The following is a 24,356-nucleotide window of genomic DNA, read 5'->3' as shown; positions in this document are numbered from 1 at the left end:
CTTATTTTAATGTGATATAATAGGTGTATAAATATTTGTGAGGTGGTTTTGTGCTTTTGCCGGGATTTCTTTCATTTGTAATTGGCATCATAATAATTGCATTTATAGTCTGGCTTTTTGGAAAATCAGTTAAAATATTATTTAAGTTTGTACTAAATTCAATAATAGGTTATGTTTTTCTCTTAATTTTCAATTTTTTTGGTTCTATTTTTGGGTTAACATTGCAGATTAATCTTATAAATGCTTTTATAGCAGGCGTCTTTGGAATACCAGGTATAATTGTTTTACTTGTTTTAAAGTATATATTTAAAATCGTCATATAAACCCTATTGGGTTTATTTTTTATGTCTAATATTGTTGTTTTAATATGGAATAATAATAGTAAATATGAATGGAGGTATTAAATATGGACATAAGAAGAATAGTGCTTGATAATTTAAAAAATCGTTCAAAGGATGAAATAAAAGGCTTTATACAGGATGCTGTAGATACTAAGGAAGAAAATGCAATTCCCGGTTTAGGCATAATATTTGAAGCGGCTTGGGAAAAAATGAACGATGCGGAGAAAAACAATATGATGGATTATGTCATGAGAGGAATATCATAAAAGGGTATCTTAAGATACCCTTTATTTATAATAGCAAAACTGTAACAATATATCCGCAAATTAATCCGATGATTACAGGAAATAGATTTCTCTTTACAATTGAGTCGGGGTCAACTTTTATGATTGCTGTCACTGGTACTACGCTCCATGGGATTATTGTACCACCACCGACCCATATACAAGTGATTTCACCCAATGATGCAAGCAATGATGAATTGATATTAAGTGTGTGTGCAAAAGTTTTAGACAGTGCACCTACCAATGGCAGCCCTGAAAATCCTGAACCTGATAATCCTGTCAATACTCCGACTAAGAGTTGCATTAAAGCTACAGTATATTTATTTAAAGGAATGTGCTTTGAAAGATATAATCCAAGGTCCATTAAATATCCTTTGGCTTCGGGACCAATTACTTGCTTGGCAGTTGTTAATTCTCCAAGAAAAAAGAAAGCACTTATAAGTATTATTGGAGCGAAAGTCCTGATGCCAGATAAAAAACCGCTTTTTAAATATTCTCTTACCTTATTCAAAAAATCTTTCTGCACTATCGATGATGCTAAAAGTATAATTACTGCAGAGCCGCCAATAAGTGCTGTTGCTGCGTTTCCTCTTATTTTTAGAACGTACATTAAAAAAGTATCGACAGCAAAAAATATAACACTGACAATAGATATAATGTAACTTTCTTTATATATTTTCTTTTTACCTACATTATTGTCAGCTTTATCGTTATTTTTTTTATTTTTAAGCTTTTTCATCGTGACAAAGTAAAAAATAATTATTGTAGCCAAAGATGTTACACCCCAAACAGGTAGACTGCTTAAAATCAACTTTGACGTGGGAATACCCAGCGTTTTAGCTGTTACAGACGGAACGCCTTGTATGAAAAAGTCTCCTGATAAGGCAGAGCCAAAGCCGAATATAGTTACTAGTGATGCAAAACTTAGTTCATCAAAACCGGACTTTAATACAGGACCGATCAAGACAGCGCCAATTAATCCTACGGCAGGTGACGGCCATAAGAAAAAAGATAAAAGCATCATCATTAAACCAATGATCCAAAACGATTTACTTGGCGTGTTCAGAAAACGCAAAAATGGCTTTGTTATAACTACATCAGCTCCGATATCATCAAGAGCCCTGGACATTGCTATTATTAGAGATATTATTAGTATTACTTGCCATAATTCTTTGCCTGATACAAATATAGCTGTATATAGTATTTCTACCGATTTTAATATATTTTTTGTCTGTGACATTGCTACAGCTAAAATGCCCAGTATGCACAGAAATATGATATCTTTGCGCAAAAGCATAAATATAAAAATAACAATAATTGAAATTAAGTACACAATATGCGTGCTAGTTATCCCCACCATTGTAACACCTCATTTTTAATTAGATTTTGCAGATTGTGATGTCTTTATACTTTTATTTTTTTACATATTTTGCATATTACTTGGAAAAATTATTATAGATGTGTTAAAATAATAATTAACGAGGAGGTAATCAAAATGAAACCAATGAAAATTAAGGATGGAGTAGTAAAACTTGGAGCTGTGCATTTTGAAAGGAGATTATTCGATTCACTTATTCCACTGCCTGCAGGGACAAGCTATAATGCATATCTTGTTGAAGGCAGTGAAAAGGTAGCATTGATAGATACTGTTGATCCAATGAAATTAGATGTATTAATGGAGCAGCTAAATGACGTTCCTAAGATTGACTATGTGGTATCAAATCACTCTGAGCAAGACCACTCGGGAAGTATTCCATTTGTCCTTGAAAAATATCCTGAGGCTAAAGTTATATGTACGCCAAAAGCGAAGACATTTTTGATGGATCTTTTACATATTCCTGAAGACAAGATAAATACAGTTGAGGACAATGAGAGAATATCACTGGGAGGCAAAACCCTTAGGTTTATTCATGCACCTTGGGTACATTGGCCTGAGACGATGTTTACATACCTTGAGGAAGATAGTATAATTTTTACATGTGATTTTCTGGGTTCACATCTAGCAACATCAGAGCTTTTTGCGGAAGATGAATGTCTTGTTTATAATTCTGCAAAAAGATATTATGCAGAAATAATGATGCCGTTTAGGAATTTCATAGAAAAGAATCTTGACAAGATCAAGAATTTAAAAATAGATTACATAGCACCTTCTCACGGACCGGTTTACAATAAGCCTCAATTTATATTTGATGCCTACAACAGCTGGGTATACGACGATCCGAAGAATATAGTCGTTATACCGTATATTACAATGCATGGCTCAGTAAAAGCCATGGTAGATTATTTGACTGCTGTGCTTTCACAAAAAGGTGTAGTAGTAAAGCCGTTTGATTTAACAGTTACAGATTTAGGAGAACTTGCTATGTCTTTAGTTGACGCTGCAACGATCGTTGTAGGGACGCCAACGGTTTTAGCTGGAGCACATCCACAAGTCATTTATGCGACATACCTTGCAAACGCCTTGAAGCCAAAAACCAAATTTTTATCAATTATTGGGTCCTACAGTTGGGGAGGAAAAGCTGTCGATCAACTGTCCAGCATGATCACAAATTTAAAAGTTGAAGTGATACCTCCAGTATTTATAAAAGGCCTACCTAAAGAGGCAGATTTTAAACTGCTAGACGAATTAGCAGATACTATAGTTGAAAAGCATAAAGAAACAAACATTAAATAAGAGCGTTACTGCTCTTATTTAATGTTTAGAAATAATCTTTGAAAAGAGAATTTTACGATTTGACAATAAAAATCAGAAAAGATATTAACGAAGAATGGTCAACTTGAAATCTGATAGAAAGTCTTTTAAAAACTTTTTTATGATTGCAGCCATTGTAGTATTTCAAGTCATTGTTTTATTGAGAGATGCTGTTAAGGGTATACCTTGAACATGTATTATTCAATATATTCTTTAATTAGAATTTATTTTTTACAGATGGTAAAAAATTTATCAAATGATAAACTTTTTAGGGAATATCTTTATTTAAAGATGTATAGAATATCCTGTGAGGTGATTTCATGATTAATTTAAACGGACAAAATACTATAGCTCCGGGGATCATAAGTGCGTTTGCAACTTATGAAGGAGATACAGCATTGAAGAAATCACAGGACACAATGAATGTTTATGTCAATGGAGATTTCATTGGAGACAAAGTGCTTATTGCGCAGGGAGACGGCGGATTAAATGCAGTAAAAGATTATCTTTTAAACAAAGGATTTTCTGATTTTAAATATAAAGTAGATGGCAACAATATAATTATAAACGCTGGCGATGATATTTGCGATGAAATAAAAGATCATTTAAAAGTATATTTAAATATCAGGTAGGGAGCTTAGCAAGGCTCCTCTTTTTTTAAATGGGTTTTTGTTTTTTTAATAAAATTTTGGAGAATCTATTATCATGAAGCTTACTTCTTGCTTTTACAAATTGTGATTTTTTTATTTTGTTTAAATCACATGCTAAAAGTAGTATAATAATAATCAAGAAAAGATATATCAATAGAAAGTGATTATTAAAAAAGGTTTTGCAAAAAACATATTTCTGTTGAGAAATATATTTTAAAAATTTTTGTTTATGAGTTATTATAGTGTATAGAAATAGTTTATGCTTAAGACATGGAATGGAAGAAGGTGGTACTATGGTAGTTATGGATGTATCCAGCATAATGGTTATATTTGGTGGCACAGGCGATCTAACACATAGGAAGTTGATGCCTGCTCTTTATAATTTGCTTTATGAAAAGAACCTTCCTGAGAATTTTTGCATAGTCTCAGTTGGCCGCCGTGACAAGACTGATGATTTGTATCGAAACGAAGTTTATGAATCAATAAAAAAGTATTCGAGAATAAAGCTGGATGAAGAACTTTGGAAAATCCTGAGAAACAAGATATACTATCAAAAGTTTGATTTTCACGATGACGATGGGTATGCGAGATTAAAGGGATTTTTAAATGAGCTTGATGAAAATTATAATACAGATGGAAATAGAATATTTTACTTAGCAGTTGCTCCGGAGTATTTTGAGCTTATTGTTGAAAAACTGAATGAACATGGGATGGTAGAAAATAATAAGTCATGGCAAAGGGTGATGATAGAGAAGCCGTTTGGAAGGGATCTTAATTCTGCAGTATACTTAAATAAGAAGATAACTGATGTATTTAGTGAGAAAAATACATATCGCATAGACCATTATCTTGGCAAAGAAATGCTCCAAAATATAATGGTGATTAGATTTGCCAATGTTTTTTTTGAACCAGTTTGGAACAACAAATACATAGACAATGTTCAGATATCGTCAAGTGAAACGGTTGGTGTTGAAAATAGAGGCGGTTATTATGAAAAGGCCGGTGCACTGAGGGATATGATACAGAACCACATGTTACAGCTTCTGACGCTGACTGCTATGGAGCCGCCTGTTGATCTTACTACTGATTCAATTCATGATGAAAAAGTAAAGGTATTAAAATCATTACAAGAATTAACGCCGGAGCTTGTTTTAAAAAATGCTGTAAGAGGTCAATACGAAGGGTACAGATACGAAGATAGAGTATCACCTGATTCTGATACGGAGACATTTGCAGCCTTAAAAGTGTTTGTCGATAACTTTAGATGGGCTGGTGTTCCTTTTTATATTAGAACAGGCAAAAAACTTCCGGTAAAATCAACAGAGATAATAATACAATTTAAGCCTTTACCTGGTATATTGTATTTTAAAGAATATGGGGAGCTTATGCCAAATTTATTAGTAATAAAGATACAGCCGGAAGAAGGAGTATTTTTGCAGTTTAATGCAAAAAAACCAGGAACATTGAATAAGTTAATACCTGTGAAGATGGACTTTTGTCAAAACTGTCAAGTAGGCATGAATTCACCTGAGGCATATGAGAGACTTATTTACGATGCCCTAAGAGGTGATTCAACACTTTTTACTAGATGGGATGAAGTTGAATATTCATGGAAGTATGTTGATAAGATAGCGGAGGTTTGGAGAAATGAAAAACCAGACTTTCCTAACTACAAACCAGGGACTTGGGGCCCTACGGATGCTGACAATTTATTGTTAAAAGATAATTTTAAATGGTGGAGTATAGGAGGTTTTTACGATGAAAATTTATGATATATCAATGAATGTTAATAAAGGTATGCCGGTTTATAAGAACAAGCCAGAGAAAAAACCTGAATTAACTGTGACAAGTGATTTTCCAAATGACAGTGTTCATGAGTCAAGGATAAGCATGGATATGCATACAGGTACGCATTTTGATGCACCTCTTCACATGATACAAGGGGGAGATACGATTGACCATTTTGACTTAACAAAAGCTGTTTCAAAATGTAAAGTTCTTGATCTTACCAACGTAGATGATAAGATAACCGCAGAAGATTTAAAAAATAAAGATATAGAAAGTGGTGAATTCGTCCTTTTAAAAACAAAAAATTCATACGATGACAGTTTTAATTTTAACTTTGTCTTTCTCGATTCAAGCGGTGCAGAGTATTTGAAAGAAAAGAATGTAATAGGAGTGGGAACAGATGGGCTTGGTATAGAAAGAGCACAGCCCAACCATGAGACCCATAAGACATTGCTAGCAAATGGGATAACTATAATTGAAGGATTAAGATTAAAAGATGTTGATGAAGGTGAATATACATTGATAGCTGCGCCATTAAAAATAGATGGTGCGGAAGCTGCTCCTGCCAGAGCATTGTTGCTTGAGGAAGATAAAAAATGAAGCTAAACATGTACAATGTAGGAAATTGCATAATTGGCAATTCTGAAGTCGATATAGATGATGTACATGAAATATTAAGCTTATTGATTGAAAAGTACGGAGAAGACACGATGATAGAATTTATAAAAAACCATGAAAACGGTCAAAATCTTTCAGATGCTTTTAAAAATGCTTTATCCAATAAAAATATGATCACAAAATTGAAAGTTAAGAAAATATTTTAATCTGGAGGTTAATCATGGGTAAGAAGTTGAAAGATAGAAAAGATATAAATGATAGATATAAGTGGAGACTTGAAGATATATATGAAAGCGATAAAGAGTGGAACGAAGATTTTGATAAAGCAAGAAGATTAATAGGCGAGCTGTCAAATTTTAGAGGAAAGATAAAAGACGAAAAATCACTTTTAGATGTGCTTAAGTTAAATGAGAAACTCAGCATGATAACCGAGAGGCTGTTTGTTTTCGCAAGAATGAAGAGGGATGAGGATAACAGTAACGGTAAATATCAGGCATTAGCTGACAAAGCCATGAGGCTCAATATAGAATCCTCCAGTGCTGCTTCATTCATTTTGCCTGAGATTTTATCAATGGATGAGGGGATTATTAGAGGCTGTATAGAAAACAATAAGGACTTTGAGGATTACCGGCACTTCCTTGAAGATCTTTTAAGGTATAAGCCACATACCCTTACAGAAAGAGAAGAGATGATTTTGGCGGAAAGTGCTGTTATGGCACAGGCTCCGGGAAATATATTTAAAATGTTGGATAATGCTGATATAAGATTTCCTGCGATAGAAAATGAAGATGGCGATTACGTGGAGCTAACTCATGGTAATTTTATAAAGTTTATGAGCAGCAGTGACAGAAACGTAAGGAAAAGGGCGTTTCAATCACTGTACGGTGTATATAAAAGTTTCGTTAATACATATGCATCAACGACAGATTCAAATGTAAAAAAGGATATTTTTTATTCGAAAATGAGAAATTATAAGACTTCTTTGGAAGCTTCGCTTTTTGATGACAATGTGCCTATTGATGTATATAATAATTTGATAGATGCGATTCATGAAAGAATTGATTTACTTCACAGATATGTTTCTCTTAGAAAAAGAATGTTGAATCTTGATGAGCTACACATGTACGATCTGTATGTGCCACTTGTTGAGAATTATGATAAGGAGTACGATTATGAAGAAGCCAAGAATATTGTCCTTAAAGGTTTGGAGCCATTGGGTGATGAGTACATTGATATATTAAAAGAAGGTTTTAATAATCATTGGATAGATGTTTATGAAAACAGAGGCAAGACATCTGGAGCATATTCATGGGGGACATATGGTGTGCATCCGTACGTGCTACTCAATTTTCAAGGAAAGTTGGATGATGTTTTCACTATTGCGCATGAGATGGGACATTCATTGCATACTTATTATTCTGACAAAGCTCAGAAATACATTAACTCTCAGTATAAGATATTTGTTGCGGAAGTGGCCTCAACATGCAATGAAGCGATCTTGATAGACTATTTGATAAAAAATGCAAAAGATAAGAATGAAAAACTCTATTTATTAAATCACTACTTAGAGCAATTTAAAGGAACAATCTACAGACAAGTTATGTTTGCAGAATTTGAAAAATTTACACATGAAGAAGTAGAAAAAGGGGAATCATTGACACCTGAAAAATTGTGCAAGAAATATCATGAACTTAATAAATTTTATTACGGCAATGACATAGTAATAGATGATGAGATTGATTACGAGTGGGAAAGGATACCACATTTTTACACAAGTTTTTATGTGTACAAGTACGCAACTGGATTTTCTGCAGCAACTGCTTTATCGCAGATGATTTTAAATGAAGGCGATGTAGCAGTAGAAAGGTATAAGGAATTTTTGAAAAGCGGTGGTTCTGATTACCCCCTCAATATTCTAAAAAAAGCTGGCGTCGACCTTACGACAAAGAAGCCTATCTTAGATGCTTTGGATGTATTTGAATCAATACTGGATGAAATAGATGGCTTATTAGACAGGTGATGAATTTGAGAGAATACAGCGTGTTTGATATTATGGGGCCTATAATGATAGGACCAAGCAGTTCTCATACGGCAGGTGCTGCTCGCATAGCGAAGATCGCCAGGCAAATAGCTGGAGACGATATAAAAGATGTCCAGTTTATACTTTACGATTCCTTTGCAAGTACTTACAAGGGGCACGGTACAGATAAAGCGCTTGTTGCAGGTATTTTAGGCCTTGATCCAGATGACGAGAGACTGCCTCATTCTTTTGAACTTGCAAAAGAGCAGAATATATCTGTCTTATTTATAAAAAGCGATAAAGATGCACAGCATCCTAATACAGTTAGAATAATTATAAAGGATAAATCTGGTGATGTAACTGATATTTTAGGTTCATCAATAGGTGGTGGCAATGTCGTATTAAAGGAAATCAACGGGATGAATGTTGAATTTACAGGAGAATATGAGACTCTGATTACAAAGCATATTGATAAGCCAGGAATTATTGCAATGGTAACAAAAGTTCTTGCAGAATATAAGATAAATATTGCTTTTATGAGAGTATATAGACAATTAAAGGGTGACAATGCCATTATGGTAATAGAATCTGATCAAGTCATACCTGAGGATGTACGTATTAGCATAGAGAACATAAATGGCATTGAAAGAGCCATTGTTATAAACAGTATAAAAAATACATACTGAGGTGAAGAACTTGTACCAATTTAATAGTGGATTTGAATTGCTTGAGCTTACAAAAAAATACGATATGCCTATATCTGAGATTGTGATAAACTATGAACATGAGATGACAGGCGATGACAGAGAGCTAATTATTAATAAAATGGCAGCAAATTTAGATGTCATGAGAAAATCAATCGAAAAAGGTTTAAAAGATGATATCAAGTCAGTAGGTGGATTTATCGGCGGTGATGCAAAGAAACTTTATGATAAGATTATCAATAATTTTACAATAAGCGGCGAGACAGTTTCAAAGGCTGTTGCATCTGCAATTGCAGTTTCTGAAGTAAATGCATCAATGGGCAAAATAGTAGCTGCACCTACTGCTGGCTCAAGTGGCGTAATACCGGGATCGCTTATAACAATCGCCAGAAAATTCGGGAAAAGTAATGATGAATTGATACGAGCGTTATTTACATCATCAGGCATTGGAATAATAATTGCCAAGAATTCAACATTGTCAGGTGCAGAAGGCGGTTGCCAAGCAGAGGTTGGTTCGGCATCTGCAATGGCAGCAGCTGCTTTAGTTGAATTAATTGGTGGTTCTCCTGAACAGTCACTTTATGCAGCATCTTTTGCAATTATGAATCTTTTGGGACTAGTATGTGATCCTGTCGCAGGTTTGGTTGAAGTTCCGTGTGTGACGCGAAATGCTGTTGGTACCGCTAATGCGCTGATATGTGCTGATTTAGCATTATCCGGTATAAAAAGTATTATTCCATTTGATGATGTGATAAGCGCTATGGATAATGTTGGGAAAATGATGCCTTGCGCATTGAAAGAGACGGCAGAAGGCGGACTTGCTAAGACAACAACAGGCATAAAATTTAAAATGAATTTTTCAGGAGATTAATTTATAGGGCTTTACGGTGAAGACCGTAAAGCCTTTTTCCATAAAGACCGATTATTTAACCGGTAATTACCTCGAAAAGAGGTTGAAACTGTTTAAATTTATTTAATTTTCTATTATAATATATTCATATATTATGATATTGATACAAACCAAAGGAGATGAAAAAATGGAAATTGTAAATGTTGATTTAAAGGATTATTCATATCCCATATACATATCAAATGGGATTCTAAAAGATACTGGACTATATTTAAAAAAACATTTGAGAAGCAATAGGGTATTGATTATAACTGATTCAAATGTTTCTGAGTTGTATCTTATTCGGCTTGAAAATTCTTTGTTGAATAATGGCTTTATGGTACATCATTCTATTATAAAAGCTGGAGAAGAAAGCAAAAACTTGGATACAGTAAAACATCTATTAGAAGAATGTTTTAAATTTGGTTTATTGAGAGACAGCGCAATTGTAGCATTAGGTGGTGGAGTAGTAGGGGATATAGCAGGACTTGTATCAGCATTGTTTATGAGAGGAATAGATTTTATACAAGTTCCAACTACATTGCTGGCACAGGTGGACAGCAGCGTTGGTGGTAAAGTTGGAGTAAATTTAAAAGAAGGGAAAAATATGGCTGGTGCTTTTTATCAGCCAAAGGCTGTTTTTGTAGATACAGATGTATTGAAAAGTTTAGATAAAAGGGAAATCAGAGGTGGCATATCTGAGATAATCAAATATGGAATAATTAAAGATGCATCTTTATTTAATTTTATTGAAAGCAATATAAAAGAAATATTAGATCTAGACGATGAGAAAGTAAGACATCTTATTAAAAGGTCGTGTGAAATAAAAAGCGATGTTGTATCAAAAGATGAAAAAGAAAGCAGTATAAGAGCTGTTTTAAATTATGGACATACGATAGGACACGCTATAGAATCGCTTACGAAGTATAAAAAATACATACATGGTGAAGCCGTTGCAATTGGAATGTATTACGCTGCAAAAATTGCACTAAATAGAAAGTACATTGATATAGATTATTTATCTCGAATCAGATCACTTTTAGTTGCATCAGAGCTTCCTGTGGATTATGAAAATCTGGACAAATATGAAATATTAGAAGGCATAAAGCACGACAAAAAGAATCGGGAAGGTAAAATAAAATTTGTATTACCGGTCGGTCATGGAGATGCAGATATTTTCGATGTATCAGAAGAAGAAATATTGAGGGTTTTAAAATGAAGAGATTTTTACATCTCTTCATTTTTTGTCTTCAAAAAGTTTTAAATATCATCTGTTTTTTCTTTAAAATTATTTAATAAAAATTAAAAATTTTAGACTTTAATTATTTTATGATAAAGTGCTATAATATATTATTAGTACCAGCTACTAATTATTTAAATGGAGATGATATTGTGATTGAAATGACTATTGGTCAATATCTTGACTATATTTCAGAAAAATATCCAAACCATGACGCTCTTATTATATCAGGTAAAGTGAGATATACCTACAAAGATTTAAAATTTATGGCTAATAAATTGGCAAAAGGTTTATTAAACATAGGTATTAAAAAAGGAGATCACATAGCTATATGGGCTTCTAATGTTCCAGAATGGGTAATAACGCTTTTTGCTACTGCAAAGATTGGTTGTCCTATTGTTCCAATGAATACAGAATACAGAGAAAATGAATTGCAGTATGTTATAAAGCAGTCCGACGCAAAAGCTTTAATATTGATTGACGGGTATAAAGATTTAGACTATGTTAGAACAATATACAATCTCATTCCAAGTTTGCAAAAAACTGATAAAGAAAACTTACATTCAAATGAGTTTCCAAATCTTAAATATGTTATTAATATAGGAGAAAAATGCAATCCAGGAATGTACAGTTTTAATGAAATATTAATGATGGGTGAACAATATGATGATGATATGGTATACGAAATACAAAATTCTTTAAAACCAGATGAGGTAATTGATATTCAATATACATCAGGAACAACAGACTTTCCAAAAGGTGCCATGCTTACACACTATGGGCTTTTAAACAATGGCGATGCCATAGCGACTCGAATGAAATTTACAGAAAATGATAAACTTTGCATTACGGTACCGCTTTTTCACTGCTTCGGATATACGCTTTCAGTTATGGCATGTTTATCTAAAGGTGCTACAATGGTATTAGTAGATCACTTTAATCCTGTTAAAGTTATGGAGGCTATTGATAAAGAAAAATGTACTGCATTTAATGGTGTTCCTACTATGTTTATAACCATGCTTAATCATCAAGACTTTGATAAATTTGATTTTTCTACTTTAAGGACAGGCATAATGGCAGGTTCAGTATGTCCTAAGAAAGTGATGGAAGCAGTAGTCGATAAAATGAATATGAGAGAGATAACAAGTGTCTATGGACTTACCGAGGCATCTCCTGGTATTACGCAGACTAGTGTTGATGATTCTTTAGAAGATAGGGTTTCAACTGTTGGATATGTCTTTCCTGGAGTAGATATAAAAATTGTAGATCCTAAGACATTAAAAGAAGTTCCAATAGGCTCAGAAGGAGAAATAATGGCTAGAGGCTATAATGTAATGAAAGGGTATTACAAGATGAAAGAAGAAACAGAAAAAGCCATAGAAAAAGACGGATGGCTTCATACGGGAGATATCGGTAAGCTTGATGACAGGGGGTATTTAAAAATTACAGGCAGATTAAAAGACATGATAATAAGAGGCGGTGAAAATATTTCACCTACAGAAATAGAGGAATGTTTATATCATCATCCAGGTGTAAAAGATGTTCAAATTGTTGGAGTTCCTGATGAAAAATATGGAGAAGAAATCATGGCTTATATAATACCAAAAGAAGGGTATTGCATTGAAGCTGAAGATATCAGGGAATATGCTAGAAAGAAGCTGGCTAGATTTAAGGTGCCTAAGTACGTCAAGATAATCGACGAGTTTCCAAAAACAGCAAGCGGCAAGATTCAAAAATACCGCTTAAGAGAAATGGCTATGGCTGAGCTAAATTTTTCTTGACTTTACTAAAACAAAGTATTAAAATATCAGAAAAAGCTTTAGGGGGTGCCATATGAACATATACTATCTAGGCCCTAGAGGCACTTTTTCTGAGCAAGCTCTTCTTAATTATCTTAAACAAAAGGATGGATATTGTGTAGAAGAATTAAAGACAATACCCGACATTGTTACAAGGTTGAGAGCAAACAAAGGCGATGAAGGATTAGTTCCTGTAGAAAACTCCATAGAAGGCACTGTGAATGTAACACTAGATATGATGATAAACGATGCGGAAGGGCTCAAAATAAAGGAAGAAATAGTCATACCAATTTCTCATTGTCTTATTGCAGATGAGATAATTGATTTTGAGGATATAAAAACAATTATTTCTCATCCGCAAGCATTGGCACAATGCAGAGAATATATAAGAAAAAATTTGCCAAATGCTACAGTTGTAAACGCTGATAGCACAGCAAAAGCGGTCGAAGAAATAAAAAATAGAGATGATGCTGCAGCCATAGGTAATGCAAGGGCAGCAGAAATATATGATGCAAAGATAATCGATAGAGACATACAGGATGTAAAAAATAATTTTACGAGATTTATCGTGCTTGCTCATGAAGATTCTCAATATACTGGCTGTGATAAGACAACTTTAGTATTTTCTGTTCCCAATGAGCCAGGCAGTCTTTATAATATACTTGGAGTTTTTGCCGATGAAAATATAAACATGACTAAAATCGAGTCAAGACCTTCAAGAAAAAAAATAGGTGAATATGTGTTTTGGGTTGACATTGAAGGTCATAGATGCGATAATCGTATTATTAAAGCATTAGAAGTTTTGAAAGGTAAAACGGAATTTTTAAAGGTTTTAGGGTCATATCCTAAATACAAGTAAAACGGTAGAACGGAGGATTATTGTATGGTAATTGTAATGAAGCCAAATGCTACACAAAAACAAATTTCTGATGTATCAAATCTTTTATTGTCCCTCGATTTAAAACCACATATATCAAGAGGAGAAGAGCGGGTTGTAATAGGTGTAATTGGAGACAAGAAAAAGCTTAAAGAAAAAAATGTTGAGCTAATGGAAGGCGTAGAAAAAGTTATACCTATAGTAGAATCATATAAACTTGCAAGTCGGACATTTAATCCTGTGTCAACAATTGTGGATGTCAATGGTGTATCAATAGGTGGTAAAAATATAGTTATTATGGCTGGTCCATGTGCTGTAGAGAGCAAAGAACAGCTTTTTGAAAGCGCTGAAGCAGTTAAGAAATTCGGTGCTAAATTTTTACGCGGTGGTGCATATAAACCTCGCACGTCTCCATATTCCTTTCAAGGTCTTGAAAAAGAAGGACTAGAAATGCTTTATGAAGCAAAAAAATACACTGGACTTAAAATTGTGACAGAGGTAATGGATATCCATTCGATAGAAATTGTTTCTAAATATGCAGATGTATTGCAGATTGGAGCAAGGAACATGCAAAATTTTTCACTGCTTAAAGAAATTGGAAGGTCCAACATGCCTGTTCTTTTAAAAAGAGGCATTGCCGCAACAATAGAAGAGTGGCTTAACGCGGCTGAATACATTTTAAGTGAAGGCAACAAAAATGTGATACTTTGTGAAAGAGGCATAAGGACTTTTGAGCAATATACGAGAAATACTTTAGATTTAAGCGCAGTGCCTGTCATTAAAAAATTAAGTCATCTACCCATAATAGTAGATCCAAGTCATGGAACTGGCAAATCATTTTTAGTCAGCCCAATGGCAAAAGCTGCAATAGCTGCTGGTGCTGACGGCCTTATCATTGAAGTTCATCCAGATCCTAAAAATGCATTGTCTGATGGTGCTCAGTCTTTGACTCCAAAGGAATTTGAGGCCTTAACGAAAGAAATATCAAAAGTAGCAAATGCTGTAGGGCGTGATTTTATATGATTGAAAAGGTAGCAGTTGTAGGTCTGGGACTTATTGGCGGTTCTTTGGCAAAAGCTATAAAAAAATACACAGACTTAAGAATAATAGGTGTCGATGTAAGAGATGATTATATAAACGAAGCACAAGGCAGAGGCATAATTGATGAAAGCTTTAAAAAGATCGAGGCACCATTAGATGCTGATGTTGTATTTATATGTACACCTGTCGGAGCGGTTATAAGTTGCATTGAAGAAATACTGCCGTATTTAAAAGATGGCTGCATAATAACTGATGTTGGAAGTACAAAAAGAACAATAATGAATGCCATAAATGAGATAATACCTGAAAACATGTTTTTTATCGGCGGACATCCAATGACAGGTTCTGAAAAGTTCGGCTTTTTTGCAAGCAATTCTGAACTTTTTAATGGAAATAATTATTTTATCGTTCCAGGTGAAAATACACCGGTAGAAATTGTCGATGTATTTATAAAAGAGATCGTCAAAAAATTAGGAGCTAAACCCATATTAATAGACAGCGATTCCCATGATAAGATAGTTGGCATTGTGAGCCATGTTCCACACATACTGTCGGCTACCTTGACTAATTTTGTCTACAAGGAAGATGCTGATTCTATAAAGTTTGCTGCTGGTGGCTTTAAAGATACCACAAGGATATCCATGTCTCAAACAGAAATGTGGAAAGATATAATTTTAAATAACAAAGAAGTGATAAAAAATTTGCTTTTAGACTATGAGAATCTATTAAATGAATTTTTGTTTTACTTAGAACACGATGATATACAATCGTTGTGCAAATTTTTAGATTCAGCTAGAGAAATTCGAAAAAGCATTGCTTTTTGATTTCTGTGAAAGGAATGAATATTTTTCTATGGATATAGAAATTACTAAAAAGAGGAATGTAAAAGGGGTTGTAAATGTTCCTGGCGATAAGTCCATATCTCATAGGGCTATAATGTTCGGTTCTATTGCTGAAGGAGAAACCATTGTAAAGGGCTTTTTAAGGAGCGATGATTGTTTTTCAACAATAAACTGTATGAGAAAACTTGGTGTAAATATTAATATAGTAAAAGATGAAGTCTATGTTAAAGGTAATGGTATGTACCTCCATGATAGCCATGATATTTTAGATGCTGGCAATTCCGGTACAACGATGCGACTTTTATCAGGTATTTTAGCTGGTCAGAAATTTACAACCGTTTTAACAGGTGATGAGTCTTTAAGAAAGAGGCCTATGGCTCGAATAATAAAACCATTGAATATGATGGGGGCAGAGATATCTGCGATTGACGACAATTATGCGCCGTTAACTATAAAAGGTAATGTCCTTAAGGGAATCTGTTATAAGACAGAAGTGGCAAGTGCACAAGTAAAATCGTGTATAATGCTTGCCAGCTTATATGCTGATGATGAGACAATAATAGAAGAGCCTCTTTTATCTCGGAATCACAGTGAGCTTATGCTTAATTATTTTGGCGGCAATTTTGAATCTTATGAAAACAAGATTGTGTGCCATCCTGTTGAAAGATTGCATGGCTGTAAAATTTGTGTTCCCGGCGACATATCCTCTGCTGCTTATTTTATAGTAGCTGCAAGTATTTTGCCTCAGTCAGAGATTTTGATAAAGAATGTCAATGTAAATCATACGAGAACAGGAATAATAGATGTTATAAAGAAAATGGGTGGAAATATTGAGATAAAAGATGAAAGGGTTTTAAATAATGAACCTGTTGCAGAAATAATAGTAAAGTCTTCTTGCCTTAAAGGGATTGAGATTGGCGGTGAAATTATACCAAGGCTAATTGATGAGATACCTATTATAGCGGTAGCAGCGTCTTACGCTGAAGGAGAAACAGTTATTAAAGATGCTGAAGAACTTAAAGTGAAAGAAAGCAATCGAATAGATACGATGGTAAGCGAATTAAAAAAGATGGGTGCTGATATCGAAGCTACGAATGACGGCATGATAATTCACGGGAAAGAAACTTTAAATGGCGCACTAGTTGATAGCTACAATGATCATAGGGTTGCTATGTCATTAAGCATTGCTGCGCTAAAAGCTGAAGGCATTACAAAAATAAGAAATGCAGAATGTGTGAATATTTCATTTCCTGATTTTTATAGTGTGCTTAATGTGTTATAATAACAATTGGTGATTTTAATGGGAGAAAACATACTTATAATTGAAGATGAGAAAAAAATTGCGAGATTTTTGCAAATAGAGCTTGAACATGAAGGTTATAATGTTGCAATAGAATACAGCGGCAATGAGGGCTTAAGAAGAGCTTTAGATGAGAATTACGATTTGATTATTTTAGATTTGATGCTCCCTGGTATGGACGGCTTCTCAGTTTTAAAGGAAATACGAAAGAAATCATCGATTCCTGTCATAATTTTAAGCGCTAAAGATGAAATAAAAGACAAGGTAATGGGGCTTGACATAGGTGCGGATGACTATCTGACGAAGCCGTTCTCGATTGAAGAGCTGATGGCAAGGATCAGAAATGCTCTTAGAAAAAATATCAAAGCAAATACTAAAAAAATAAGCTATGATGGAATAACGATGGATTTGTCTACATATGAAGTTTTAAGAGATGGACAAAAAATAGAACTTACCAAAAAAGAGTTTGATCTTCTTAAATATCTTATTATAAATGCTGAAATAGTATTAACGCGTGAAAATATATTAGAAAATGTATGGGGATACAATTATATTGGTGAGACAAACATCGTAGATGTATACATAAGATATTTGCGAAGTAAAATAGACGAGCCGTTTAGCAATAAGTTAATACAAACAATCAGAGGTGTGGGATACTCTCTAAGGAAAGAAAAAAATGAGAATTAGAAATTTTAGATTATCGATAAAATTGAGAATCGCATTGCTTTATGCGATTATATTTTCTTTTATATTGATAGTGTTAAATGCGTCTGTTTTATACGGTCTTAAATACTACCTTATATATCAGGCATTTAGCGATATACAGAATCAATCGGATGTGATAATGGAAAAATTAAAAGAGATTGATGGGGTTGTAGGAAATATTGATAAAGATTTGTTATTTGCATCATCGACTGGTGAAAACATGTATTTTAAAATTACGGATATGCATGGGAATATTGTGTACAGATCGTCATCACATATGATTGATATTCCATATGATAAAAATTTAAATAGCCTTACGAAAATAGAAAGAGATGAAACGCACATTGTATATCTTAATAGAAAATACGTTGAAGGTGGCAGTGTGCTATATGTTCAAGTGGCTGAAAATTTAAAGAGCCAGTACTTTTTTTTGAAACTGTTATTTTTGCTGATGGCTATATCAGATGCCATCGGAGTTTTGGTGTCTTTTTTTGCCGGGTATTTTATAACGGGTAGGGCACTAAAACCTGTAGATTACATGGTCAGGGAAGTTCACACTATCGATGAAAAGAAGCTTAACAAGAGATTGAATGTTAATGGAAACAACGACGAGCTATCAAAGCTTGCTATGACATTTAATAATATGCTAGACAGATTGGAAGACTATTTTAAAAGACAAAATGCATTTATATCTAATGTATCCCATGAACTTAGAACGCCATTGTCTGTTTTAAAAGGCTATATAGAGCTTATAGATAGATGGGGAAAGGACAATAAAGATGTTTTAGAAGAATCTATAAGCGCTCTAAAAAAAGAAGAGCAGGATATGGAAATATTGATCGAAAGGCTTTTAATGTTGGCAAGAGGGGATAATAAAGCGCTGGAGGTTAACAAAAAAAAAATCAATATATATGAATTAATAGAAGAATTGGTTAAAGATGCAAGAATAGTGTACGGTGAGAAAAACATAGAAGTATTTTGCAAAAGAAATTTAGAAGTAAATGCAGACAGGAACCTTATAAAAGAGCTTGTAAGAATAATTCTTGACAATGCATTAAAATATACAGATTTTGATGGCAATATAAAAATTTTTGTGGAAGAAGTAGATAAAAATGTAGCCATAATGATAAAAGATGATGGTATTGGTATACCTCAAGAGGATATTCCTTATATATTCGACAGGTTTTACAGGGTTGACAAGGCTAGAAGCAAAGAAACTGGCGGAATGGGACTTGGGCTATCTATTGCGAAACTTATTGTTGAGTTGCATGGTGGAAAGATAGATGTGAATAGCCAGTTAAATAAAGGATCAGAATTTAAAATTACAATCCCTAATTATCAATGATTGGGGATTGTTTTTTGTCTTAATATTTAATAGTGACATATACCACAATATATGGTATAATAAATGTACATAATAAACTATATATTGGAGGGTATAAAATGTTGAAAAAAGAAACAATGCCAGATAAAGAGATCGATGTAAAAAGCTCATCAAAAAAATACACATGTCCTGACTGTGGAGCACAGCTAGTTCCTGAGAGTGGATGTATTTACTGCCCTTTTTGCGGTTACAGTGAATGCCACTAATTGCCTATATTCCCATCAGTTTAATATGGACACATGGAAGTATTCCCCTTATAATTAAAGTAAAATATGCCGAATCCCCGAAAAGGGGTACGGGGGATCTTTTTTTGGGGTGAATCCATTTTGTGGTAGGGCAGCCCTTTGCCCGAACCCGTCAACTAACCTCGGAGGCAAAAGGGGGATATTTATGTTTAAAAAATGTATTAAGGTAAAGCCTCTCATTGCATCGTTAGCAGCGGCTCTTTTATTTTCTCAGACTGCATTTGCGGCAACATATACTGTCAAGCCTGGTGATAGCCTATATAAAATAGGCTTAAATTATGGGACAACATACAATCAAATAATGAAGCTGAACAATTTATATGATACAGTCATCTATCCGGGACAAGTATTAGTTGTACCTGGCAGTGACAACACATATACGGTTCAAAAAGGCGACAGCTTATACTTAATTGCCATGAAGTATGGTACTACTGTCGATGCTTTAAAATCCGTAAATGGTTTAGCAGGAGATATGATATATCCAGGGCAAGTTTTTGTGATTCCATCATCTGGTACACCATCAACTTCTTCAAGTATAAGAAGTGATGTAAGTGTAAACAGAGGTTCTGTACAAAGAGGTGTGATTTCATACACAAATGATGATTTGGACCTTCTGGCAAGGCTTATAAATGCGGAAGCTGGTGGTGAACCATATCAGGCTAAAGTTGCTGTCGGTGCCGTGATAGTAAATAGGGTAAAAAGCGGTATATTTCCTAACTCCATAAAAGGTGTAATATACCAAGTCGATAGCAATGGCTATTATCAATTTACGCCTGTTGAAAATGGCTTGATAAATGTACCTGCTACACCAGACTCAATAAGTGCTGCAAGGGATGCCTTAAACGGTGTAGAACCTACAAATGGTGCACTTTATTACTTTGACAACAGTAATACTAATCAGTGGCTTTGGTCATTGCCAGTCGCATTAAGAGTAGGCAATATGGTATTTTCTTATGCAAGATAAAAATGATTGCTAATGAGAGGCTAAGAGGAGTAAAATGGATACCGAAAGGTATCCATTTTACTTGCTATAGAGTTTTTGCTTCGTACAAAGTGATAAAACCAAATATTATAAAAATGAACGCTGATATGTAATGCAAAATCTTTGTTGGTAATTTCTTGCCTAAATAAACTCCCAATACGATTCCAATGACATCAGCTATGAAAATTCCTGCAGTAGCACCTAATAAAACAAATATGGGACTTTTGTATGTGGCAGTAAGCGCCAGTGTCGAAAGCTGCGTTTTATCTCCAAATTCCGAAATAAAATATGTACTTATAATCGTGAAAACTGGGCCGTATTTGGATTTTCTGATTTTTTCATGTCCTTCATGGCCATTTTTTAATGTGATTAAGCCAAAAATTAAAAATGATATGGCAGCCAACAGCTTGACGTATTTTATCGGTATGTACTCTGTAATAAATGAGCCAAACAAAACTGCAATACCCATATTTAAAAGGGCAGCGATCAATATGCTTATTAAAACAGTTCTGGCTTTTATAAATGTGGCAAATGCCATAGCCATAAACTGTGACTTGTCGCCCATTTCAGATGCAAAAACAAGAATAAAAGACGATATTAAAGCATTCATCAAATCTGCCTCCTTGTAATTAGTATGCCAAAAAAATAAAACCTATTACATAATATGTGCACCATATTACGTAAAGGTCTCATTCTTTAAGGCAAAGCCAGGTTAGAACCAGCATGTTGACTTTGCCACATATTTATATATGTGAACTACTCCCCTTTACATAGATAGATTATATAATATTTTTAGAAGACATCTACTCCATTATATAATAAGTCAAAAAATTATGTCAATGCATTTTGTTTCCTTTTCTAAATTTTTTCATATTTATTAATTTTATTATGCCTCCGTAAATGAGGGAAAGACCAATTATAGCTGGTATTATAAATGATATTATATTTAGCACATCTGTCTCATCGATTACGGCAATTATCATGGGAATCAGTATTATCAAGCCAATAATTATTTGTATAAAAGGATATTTGCCAACTCCTTTTATGGGTTCAGGAATCCGTCCTGTTCCAATATAATAGCCAGGGTTGTACTGGTTTTCTTCCCACTCTTTTAGGTTATCTAATTCCTTCTCAAATTCATTTTTTTTATTCGACTTATTGTCTTTCATAAATAACACCTCTTAATGGAATGTATTGAAATATTCTAACTTTAGAATTATTATACAACTTTAAATTATGAATTCAATATGAAGCCGGGGGACCAATGAATCATTTAATATTTGATCAGTTTTTAAGACTGATGATGCAAAATCAGAGGTATCTTCAAAAACTTTCCTTGAAAGGTAATTGTTTATATTTACCAATTTCAGATATAATAAAAGATTAGAAACGGACGAAACCAGTAATAATGCATTTAAGCCAATGAATATCAAATTCCATAAATTTTTATGTTTGATTGTCATAAATACTCCTTTCCAGACCATTTAGTCAAAAATTTATTTTAATATTTATCCATACCAGTTATATGCTTAAAATGAGGTAGAGGTCTGATTTCTTGGTGAACATAAATAGTTTTAGAAAATCCCAATAGAATTTGAAAATTAACAGTTGCTGTAGCATCTAAAACAGTATCTAAATCTGAATCTAAAACTACACTGGTAACCTTGCATAAAGGAAAACTTTCATCTTGATTTAAGTTTATCAAAAGATCTTTATATACTATTATCCATAGTGATTGGTTATTTCCATTTGGCACATAATAAAACGATTGGCTATTTTCATTTTGTATATCATTATTACCATAACTTCCATTAGCATTTACCTTGGTACGAGGTGCATTAAGCAAAAAGTCATTCAATCCAGCATTAAGTCCAGATTTTACTTTTGATATAACCATATTTGTTTCAGAAGTCACGTCAGATATCACTAAAAAAATTAAAATACATAACATTATAAATGCACTAATAACGATATATAGCTTACGAACATGCAATTTTTTTTAATCTCCTTTCAAAAAAATTTTTTATTTCAATTGCTATAAACAAATGTAAAATTCGTGGCAAGTAAATACTTTAAAAACATATGATATAAGAATTTGTTAAAATATCTAAGGCACATTAAATCTTAATAAACCGCTGTATGCCGAATGACACGTACAGCGGTTTAAGAGGATGCTTATCTTTTTTAATGGATTAAACGCTTGTTAATTGCTTTAATATATTGATTTTTGGATATTTCTACTGCAATTGCATCTTTTGTACTAACATTTGGAATAGAGTATAAATTAGTGCCAACTTCATAATAATTGGAGAAAATTGTATTATTTATATTTGTTTCGCGAGTTGAAAAGTATTTAATAGTACCAATTTTTTTGTCAATAGAAGTAACATCATCAGATGTGCCAACATAAGTCTCACCATTTAAAATGATAATTTTAGAAAATGCCCAGCTTTTTTCTTCATGATAATTTGAGTTATTTTTTGAGCAACCTGCTGTAAAAGTCAAAGTAAATATTAATATTGCCATTAATACAATTTTTGCTATAAACTTTCTTCTCTTATTCATAATTATATTCTAACCTACTTTTGCTTTTTGTCTGTCTAATTTTCTGGTATCATTATATCATATATTCTACAAAAATTTAGGAATTCCTCTTCAATCTTCATGTTTGGATAAAAATTATTTACAAAAGGATGTTTTTGGTGGTATAATATTATTAGATAAAAGTTCGAGGCTCGAACTAATTTTTTAAGGATATTTGGTTCGGACAATGAACTAATTTGGGAGGTGATAAATTGACGCAGTATAGAAAGGGTACTAATTATCTTATCAAAAATATAAATACGGCAAATGTTTTGGATGTCATTAAAAAAATGCAGCCTATCTCCCGCATTAAAATTTCTAAAGTCCTTAATATGAGCAAGTCTACTGTATCTGGAATAGTAGATGAATTAATCAAGGAGGGGCTTGTAAGTGAAGAAGGGTATGGCAAGACGACATCAGCGGGTCGAAAGCCTATAGAGCTTACTTTTAATCCTAATGCGAAGTTTTCCATAGGTATCGATATAGAATCGACAAATACAATTGGAGTGCTTACAAATTTGGAAGGAAAAATAATAAAAAAGATAAAAAGGCCGACTGGTGTGAAAGATGAAGCTTTTGATAACGCCGTTGACATAATTAGAGAACTATTAGATTGTCAAAAAGAAATAACAGGCATAGGAGTTGGAGCTCCTGGCATAACAAATATAGAAAAAGGAACAGTGTACGCGCCGGGGCTTTCATGGGTTGACTTTAATCTCCTTCCTAAGTTAAAAGAAGTGTTTGACTATGACATATTTATCGACAACAGCGTTAATTACGCAGCATTGGGTGAAAGATGGATCGGTTCATGCAAAGATGTTAACAATTTTGTACTCGTAACAATAGGAAACGGCATTGGTTCTGGAATATACATTAACGGGAAATTAGTAAGGGGTCATAAATACTCAGCAGGAGAAGTTGGTTATATGGCTATAGGTAGAGATATTTTAAACAAAAAGTATTTCTACGAAGATTATGGGTACTTTGAAAGCAAAGCATCGCTTTTAGGTCTTGTCTCGTCGCTAAAAAATTTGTCAAATGGAAAATTTAATACGATGGAAGACTTTATTAATGGATATTTGGCAAAAGATGAAATTTGCATTAGGGCTTTTAACGAATTTATAGAAAATTTGAGCATGGGTTTTACTAATATCATCAGCATATTAAATCCAGAGCTTATAGTAATAGCAGGCGATGTGATAAACTTAGGCATCAACATAGTAGAAAACCTGAAAAGGCTAATTGATAAAATGATCCCGTTTGATGTAAAGATCATATATACAAAGTTAAACGAAGATGCCGCCGCAATAGGCGCATCTGCAGATGTTCTTCTAAAGACAAATTACTTAATATTAATATAAAATGAAAGGAT

26 protein-coding genes and 1 riboswitch are annotated in these 24,356 nt (G+C 33.4%); of the genes, 21 read left to right on the top strand and 5 right to left on the bottom strand.

Annotation, left to right across the window (positions count from 1 at the left end; all coding sequences use genetic code 11):
• Nucleotides 1-50: 50 nt before the first annotated feature.
• Together TTHE_RS08175 and sspI are read left to right on the top strand one after the other, a co-directional pair.
• Complete coding sequence (locus TTHE_RS08175) at nt 51-323, top strand: pro-sigmaK processing inhibitor BofA family protein (protein ID WP_013298121.1); 273 nt, start codon at nt 51-53, stop codon at nt 321-323.
• An 83-nt stretch (nt 324-406) separates the two neighbouring features.
• Nucleotides 407-607: a small acid-soluble spore protein SspI gene (sspI, locus tag TTHE_RS08170; protein ID WP_013298120.1), complete on the top strand. Its 201-nt coding sequence runs from the start codon at nt 407-409 to the stop codon at nt 605-607.
• A 25-nt stretch (nt 608-632) separates the two neighbouring features.
• Here the strand turns inward: sspI and TTHE_RS08165 are convergent, their stop codons facing one another.
• On the bottom strand, nt 633-1,985 hold the full coding sequence (locus tag TTHE_RS08165; protein ID WP_013298119.1) for a hypothetical protein: 1,353 nt from the start codon (nt 1,983-1,985) through the stop codon (nt 633-635).
• Between the two features lie 135 nt (nt 1,986-2,120).
• Here TTHE_RS08165 and TTHE_RS08160 point away from each other — a divergent pair, with 135 nt between their 5' ends.
• From TTHE_RS08160 to TTHE_RS08080, 18 genes are all read left to right on the top strand, one after another.
• Nucleotides 2,121-3,299, top strand: a complete 1,179-nt coding sequence (locus TTHE_RS08160; RefSeq protein WP_013298118.1) for an FprA family A-type flavoprotein — start codon at nt 2,121-2,123, stop codon at nt 3,297-3,299.
• Nucleotides 3,300-3,637: 338 nt separating this feature from the next.
• Complete coding sequence (locus TTHE_RS08155) at nt 3,638-3,949, top strand: hypothetical protein (RefSeq protein WP_013298117.1); 312 nt, start codon at nt 3,638-3,640, stop codon at nt 3,947-3,949.
• A gap of 293 nt (nt 3,950-4,242) precedes the next feature.
• Nucleotides 4,243-5,739 (top strand): glucose-6-phosphate dehydrogenase, encoded by a 1,497-nt coding sequence (gene zwf / locus TTHE_RS08150; protein WP_423250152.1) that lies wholly within the window; start codon nt 4,243-4,245, stop codon nt 5,737-5,739.
• Nucleotides 5,726-6,355: a cyclase family protein gene (locus tag TTHE_RS08145; RefSeq protein ID WP_013298115.1), complete on the top strand. Its 630-nt coding sequence runs from the start codon at nt 5,726-5,728 to the stop codon at nt 6,353-6,355. The genes zwf and TTHE_RS08145 overlap by 14 nt, the downstream gene beginning before the upstream one ends.
• Nucleotides 6,352-6,579, top strand: coding sequence for a hypothetical protein (locus tag TTHE_RS08140; RefSeq protein ID WP_013298114.1), 228 nt, complete (start codon nt 6,352-6,354; stop codon nt 6,577-6,579). The genes TTHE_RS08145 and TTHE_RS08140 overlap by 4 nt, the downstream gene beginning before the upstream one ends.
• Nucleotides 6,580-6,593: 14 nt before the next feature.
• Entirely contained in the window at nt 6,594-8,393 is a 1,800-nt protein-coding gene (pepF, locus tag TTHE_RS08135; RefSeq protein WP_013298113.1) for an oligoendopeptidase F, read from the top strand.
• 5 nt (nt 8,394-8,398) lie between these two features.
• A complete protein-coding gene (sdaAB, locus tag TTHE_RS08130; RefSeq protein ID WP_041587453.1) occupies nt 8,399-9,079 on the top strand; it encodes an L-serine ammonia-lyase, iron-sulfur-dependent subunit beta in 681 nt (226 codons plus the stop codon).
• A 10-nt stretch (nt 9,080-9,089) separates the two neighbouring features.
• Nucleotides 9,090-9,968, top strand: a complete 879-nt coding sequence (sdaAA, locus tag TTHE_RS08125; RefSeq protein ID WP_013298111.1) for an L-serine ammonia-lyase, iron-sulfur-dependent, subunit alpha — start codon at nt 9,090-9,092, stop codon at nt 9,966-9,968.
• A gap of 166 nt (nt 9,969-10,134) precedes the next feature.
• Nucleotides 10,135-11,205 (top strand): 3-dehydroquinate synthase, encoded by a 1,071-nt coding sequence (gene aroB, locus TTHE_RS08120; RefSeq protein WP_013298110.1) that lies wholly within the window; start codon nt 10,135-10,137, stop codon nt 11,203-11,205.
• Nucleotides 11,206-11,315: 110 nt separating this feature from the next.
• Nucleotides 11,316-13,007: an AMP-binding protein gene (locus TTHE_RS08115; RefSeq protein WP_013298109.1), complete on the top strand. Its 1,692-nt coding sequence runs from the start codon at nt 11,316-11,318 to the stop codon at nt 13,005-13,007.
• A gap of 52 nt (nt 13,008-13,059) precedes the next feature.
• Entirely contained in the window at nt 13,060-13,884 is an 825-nt protein-coding gene (pheA, locus tag TTHE_RS08110; RefSeq protein WP_013298108.1) for a prephenate dehydratase, read from the top strand.
• 24 nt (nt 13,885-13,908) lie between these two features.
• Nucleotides 13,909-14,925: a 3-deoxy-7-phosphoheptulonate synthase gene (aroF, locus tag TTHE_RS08105; protein WP_013298107.1), complete on the top strand. Its 1,017-nt coding sequence runs from the start codon at nt 13,909-13,911 to the stop codon at nt 14,923-14,925.
• Nucleotides 14,922-15,767 (top strand): prephenate dehydrogenase, encoded by an 846-nt coding sequence (locus TTHE_RS08100; protein WP_013298106.1) that lies wholly within the window; start codon nt 14,922-14,924, stop codon nt 15,765-15,767. Before aroF ends, TTHE_RS08100 begins: the two co-directional genes overlap by 4 nt.
• A 28-nt stretch (nt 15,768-15,795) precedes the next feature.
• Entirely contained in the window at nt 15,796-17,067 is a 1,272-nt protein-coding gene (gene aroA / locus TTHE_RS08095) for a 3-phosphoshikimate 1-carboxyvinyltransferase (RefSeq protein ID WP_013298105.1), read from the top strand.
• 18 nt (nt 17,068-17,085) lie between these two features.
• Nucleotides 17,086-17,772 carry a response regulator transcription factor gene (locus TTHE_RS08090; RefSeq protein ID WP_013298104.1) on the top strand — a complete coding sequence of 229 codons (687 nt, stop codon included), beginning with the start codon at nt 17,086-17,088 and terminating at the stop codon, nt 17,770-17,772.
• Nucleotides 17,762-19,135 carry a sensor histidine kinase gene (locus tag TTHE_RS08085; RefSeq protein WP_013298103.1) on the top strand — a complete coding sequence of 458 codons (1,374 nt, stop codon included), beginning with the start codon at nt 17,762-17,764 and terminating at the stop codon, nt 19,133-19,135. Before TTHE_RS08090 ends, TTHE_RS08085 begins: the two co-directional genes overlap by 11 nt.
• A 98-nt stretch (nt 19,136-19,233) precedes the next feature.
• On the top strand, nt 19,234-19,380 hold the full coding sequence (locus TTHE_RS14390) for a hypothetical protein (RefSeq protein WP_013298102.1): 147 nt from the start codon (nt 19,234-19,236) through the stop codon (nt 19,378-19,380).
• A 57-nt stretch (nt 19,381-19,437) separates the two neighbouring features.
• A riboswitch (cyclic di-AMP (ydaO/yuaA leader) is annotated at nt 19,438-19,565 on the top strand.
• Nucleotides 19,565-20,383: a cell wall hydrolase gene (locus TTHE_RS08080; RefSeq protein WP_013298101.1), complete on the top strand. Its 819-nt coding sequence runs from the start codon at nt 19,565-19,567 to the stop codon at nt 20,381-20,383. It overlaps the preceding riboswitch by 1 nt.
• 64 nt (nt 20,384-20,447) lie before the next feature.
• On the opposite strand, the gene TTHE_RS08075 is transcribed toward TTHE_RS08080, so the two are convergent.
• The 4 genes from TTHE_RS08075 to TTHE_RS08055 all read right to left on the bottom strand — a co-directional run bounded on the left by TTHE_RS08075 (nt 20,448) and on the right by TTHE_RS08055 (nt 22,966).
• On the bottom strand, nt 20,448-21,011 hold the full coding sequence (locus TTHE_RS08075) for a TMEM165/GDT1 family protein (RefSeq protein WP_013298100.1): 564 nt from the start codon (nt 21,009-21,011) through the stop codon (nt 20,448-20,450).
• Nucleotides 21,012-21,237: 226 nt separating this feature from the next.
• Nucleotides 21,238-21,570 (bottom strand): hypothetical protein, encoded by a 333-nt coding sequence (locus TTHE_RS08070; protein WP_013298099.1) that lies wholly within the window; start codon nt 21,568-21,570, stop codon nt 21,238-21,240.
• A 332-nt stretch (nt 21,571-21,902) separates the two neighbouring features.
• Nucleotides 21,903-22,328, bottom strand: coding sequence for a hypothetical protein (locus TTHE_RS08060; RefSeq protein WP_143598642.1), 426 nt, complete (start codon nt 22,326-22,328; stop codon nt 21,903-21,905).
• Between the two features lie 257 nt (nt 22,329-22,585).
• Entirely contained in the window at nt 22,586-22,966 is a 381-nt protein-coding gene (locus TTHE_RS08055; RefSeq protein ID WP_013298096.1) for a hypothetical protein, read from the bottom strand.
• Between the two features lie 230 nt (nt 22,967-23,196).
• On the opposite strand from TTHE_RS08055, the gene TTHE_RS08050 reads away from it, so the two are divergent.
• Complete coding sequence (locus TTHE_RS08050; RefSeq protein WP_013298095.1) at nt 23,197-24,345, top strand: ROK family transcriptional regulator; 1,149 nt, start codon at nt 23,197-23,199, stop codon at nt 24,343-24,345.
• Nucleotides 24,346-24,356 lie beyond the last annotated feature (11 nt).

It is taken from the genome of Thermoanaerobacterium thermosaccharolyticum DSM 571 (assembly GCF_000145615.1).
GTDB classification, from domain to species: domain Bacteria; phylum Bacillota; class Thermoanaerobacteria; order Thermoanaerobacterales; family Thermoanaerobacteraceae; genus Thermoanaerobacterium; species Thermoanaerobacterium thermosaccharolyticum.
This window is presented reverse-complemented; position numbering and strand designations above follow the sequence as displayed.